General features: G+C 70.8%; 2 protein-coding genes. One reads left to right on the top strand and one right to left on the bottom strand.

Annotated features, from left to right (window positions below; all coding sequences use genetic code 11):
- Positions 1-153 precede the first annotated feature (153 nt).
- The gene (locus ACFWFZ_RS34400) at positions 154-834 is read right to left on the bottom strand and encodes a TetR/AcrR family transcriptional regulator (RefSeq protein ID WP_387127952.1); all 681 of its coding nucleotides are present in this window, start codon (positions 832-834) and stop codon (positions 154-156) included.
- Between the two features lie 108 nt (positions 835-942).
- On the opposite strand from ACFWFZ_RS34400, the gene ACFWFZ_RS34395 reads away from it, so the two are divergent.
- Positions 943-1,908: an NAD(P)-dependent alcohol dehydrogenase gene (locus tag ACFWFZ_RS34395; protein WP_387127950.1), complete on the top strand. Its 966-nt coding sequence runs from the start codon at positions 943-945 to the stop codon at positions 1,906-1,908.
- The last annotated feature ends 90 nt before the right edge of the window (positions 1,909-1,998 follow it).

Raw genomic sequence — 1,998 nt, 5'->3', positions numbered from 1 at the left:
AGACGAAGGCCGTATCCGCGTACGGCGGTTACCGAACCGAGTGATCAAGTACGAGGCACCGTTCGACCTCGGACGTTAAAGATCAAGCTAGGGCCTGTTGCGAAAGTGGCGCGGTCGCCCGAAGGGCGGCCACGCGGCAGGCGCCGCTTCGTATCAGGTTCCGGAGGACCGCTGTCCCTGGGAGCCGTGGGCTGCGAGCGGAAGACTGCGCAGCGACAGTCCGCTCGGCGCTGGCAGCGCTCCGTGGGCCGCCTCGGCGCGGAACGACTGGAGCAAGTACGCCACCAGACGCCGGGACGCCGCACGGTCACCCGGCAATGCGGTGACCAGACCGCTGTGGGACAACAAGGCCACGGCAATGTCGGAGGGGTGGAAGTCGGCCCGCAGCACGCCCGCCGCCTGAGCCCTGCGGACCAGGGTCATGAAGTCCTGCTCGGCCTGTTCCCGTACCCGCGCGTGTTCTCGCGTGCTGTCCGGAAAGGCCGCGACGAATGCGGCCGGGAAGCCCCGTTCCTCCCGTTGTAGTTCGCAGACCGTCTCGACCAGTCGCTGGAAGCCCTGCCACGGATCGGGGTCGGCCAGCGCCTCGGTGAGCGTCCGAGCACAGGTGTCCATCTGGTGCGCGAACGCGGCCCGCACCAGGGCGTCCCGCGTCGGGAAACGCCGGTACAGCGTCGCCACGCCGACCCCCGCCCGCCGGGCCACGGTCGCCATGGGCGCGTCGATGCCGTGCTCGGCGAAGACCACGCGGGCAGCCGAAAGGATGCGCCGCCGGTTGCGCCGGGCGTCCGCCCGCAGACTGTCCTGCCCCGCGATCCGAGAGGATTCCCCCACCGCTGTCTCTCACCTCCGGTCAAACGGACGATCTCGTCCGCTTGCCAGCCTACGCTCGGCGCCACGATCCCCCGCACGGCCACTGGTGGCGAAGGTGAGAATGCAACGATGGACGACCGCACGATGAAAGCCGTACTGTTCGACCGCTTCGGCGGCCCCGAGGTGCTGTATGTGGGCCGGGTGCCACGTCCCGGACCGGCACCCGGCGAGGTCCTCGTGCGCGTGCGCGCGTTCAGCGTGAACGGCGGCGAACTGGCGGCCCGTTCCGGTCGGGCTCGCCTCGTCACCGGCCGGAAGTTCCCGCAGCGCATCGGGCTGGACTTCACTGGCGAGATCGCCGCACTCGGCACCGGCGCGACCGGCGTAGCGGTCGGCGACCAGGTGTGGGGCGTCCTGGGCCGCAGCTCCGGATTCGGCAGCGCCGCCGAGTACGTGACGGTACGGCCCGAGCGGCTCGGCCGGGTCCCGGACGGACTGGACCTCGTGGCCGCTGCCGCGCTGCCGGTGGCCACCACGGCCGTCACGGCCCTCCGTGACAAGGCCGCACTGCGCCCCGGCGAACGGCTGCTTGTACGGGGCGCGGCGGGCGGCGTCGGCAACGCCGCCGTCCAGCTGGGACAGGCGTACGGTGCCGAGGTCACGGCCCTGGCCCGCGCTGCCAACCTCGACTTCGTCCGTACGCTCGGTGCCCACCACGCCGTCGACCACCGGACCGTGTCCCCTGCGGAACTGGGACTGTTCGACGTGGTCCTCGACACGGCGGGCACCGACCTGCGTACCGTACGGCGGATGCTGAAGCCGGGCGGACGCATGGTCACCATCGCCTTCGACCTGACGCGGCCCGCCGCCTCGCTGGGCTACATCGCGGCCAGCGCCGTCCACGGACGCGGCCGGGTGCGCTTCTTCAGCGGCAACCCCGAAGGTGCGCTCTTCGACGACCTCGCCCGCCAGGTGACAGAGGGGAAGCTGCGGCCGGCGGTGGACACGGTCTTCCCGCTGAAAGAGACAGCGGCCGCACACCGGGCGCTGGAGGCGGGCGGTGTGCGGGGCAAGTACGTGGTCAGGGTCGACTAGCTTGATCTTTAACGTCCGAGGTCGAACGGTGCCTCGTACTTGATCACTCGGTTCGGTAACCGCCGTACGCGGATACGGCCTTCGTCTGGA

The organism is Streptomyces sp. NPDC060232 (assembly GCF_042726555.1).
GTDB lineage: Bacteria > Actinomycetota > Actinomycetes > Streptomycetales > Streptomycetaceae > Streptomyces.
The sequence above is the reverse complement of the archived record's forward strand: the minus strand, read 5'-3'. Positions and strand labels throughout refer to the sequence as shown.